This window comes from Candidatus Nanopusillus massiliensis (genome assembly GCF_920984865.1).
This window is the reverse complement of record NZ_OV100765.1, coordinates 21668-23054: the sequence shown is the minus strand read 5'-3', so window position 1 is coordinate 23054 and position 1387 is coordinate 21668. Positions and strand designations below refer to the sequence as shown.

Below are 1387 nucleotides of genomic sequence, written 5' to 3'. Positions count from 1 at the left end.
CAATATTGTTAATACCTATTTCTTTGCAGGTATTTTAATTGCAGCTACATCAATTGTTACTCTCTCTCTTTCTTTCTTCTATTGATTTATCTAATAAGAATGCTAAATATTCTGATTCCTTTCCAAATTCCTTTGCTACATTTTTTAATTCTTCTAATACTTTCTGATCTATTAAATTCAAAGATACCATTAGCCTTCCTACTAATGTTGATTTTCCATTATCTACATGCCCTACTACTACCAAATTAATATGTGGTTTTTCTTTTGTCATTTAAGATTATATTTATAAAAAAATTTATATATAATTCNNCCAGATCCTAAAGGCTGTAATACACTATTAATGAAATTATATGGTAAAGCCCCTGCAAACTCAAACATTATATAACAATAATCTGGAGTTGTATAAACTGAAGGACTTAATCCATATTGCTTTAATTGATCTAATACACTATTAACCTGTTGAACTGTTTGAAATGTAATAGAAGATGTTTTTACAGCTATTATAAATGATGGAGTTCCTCCAATTCCATATGTATTCATATCATAATTTTCCTGATTATATATTTGATAATCATATNNNGAACTATTTACACAAGAATCTATTTTATTAACATTTAATCCCAAAGCCTGAGCTTCTTCATTAAATACATTATATACATCTTGTTGACTTGACAAAGTATCCCATGATATATTTTGCATTTGATTATACCAGCTCCAATTTGCAAATTCTTCCGATTTATTAAATCCATATAATTCATATACACATGTTTAATATTGTGATGATATATTTGCATATGGATGTATTTGATATAATGGGAAAACAAGATATACCAATGCTATTTTTCCATTATCTATATAATTTTGCTCAATTTGTGGAAATGTTTGTAAATAAGATTATCACAATATGGACATGTCATAATCTGAGAATTCATATACAATAACATTTACATTATTTGGATTTCCATATACTGGATCTATATTTGTAATATTTGGTAATGGAACCTGCTGTAATGTTTGCAAATATGTTTGCAATTGACTTGAAGAACTACTAATTGATCCATATATTTTTATATTTGATATTGAATTTGCTACAATATATGATCCTAAAACTACTAAACTGCCAATACTATAAATCCTATTATTATTGACTCTTCCAAACCAAGATTAAACTTCCCTTCTTTCCTTTCATTATTTTCTTCTTTTTCCTTCTCCATTCAAAATATTTTAATAAAACATTTGTATTTATTTAGTTTCTTTACTTTCAAGTAAATAAAATATTCCCATTATAAATGGTATTAGTTATAGTTTTTTTGAGTAAGTTACTATAAAAGTTAATATTCCTAATAAAATTATTTTCCCAAATATTATCATATCTTTCCTATTCATA

2 protein-coding genes are annotated in these 1387 nt (G+C 25.5%); both read right to left on the bottom strand.

Annotated features, from left to right (window positions below; genetic code table 11):
• Positions 1 to 49: 49 nt before the first annotated feature.
• Entirely contained in the window at positions 50 to 271 is a 222-nt protein-coding gene (locus tag LUA84_RS04930; RefSeq protein WP_256443455.1) for a GTP-binding protein, read from the bottom strand.
• 626 nt (positions 272 to 897) lie between these two features.
• Positions 898 to 1032 (bottom strand): hypothetical protein, encoded by a 135-nt coding sequence (locus tag LUA84_RS03910; protein ID WP_256443454.1) that lies wholly within the window; start codon positions 1030 to 1032, stop codon positions 898 to 900.
• Positions 1033 to 1387 lie beyond the last annotated feature (355 nt).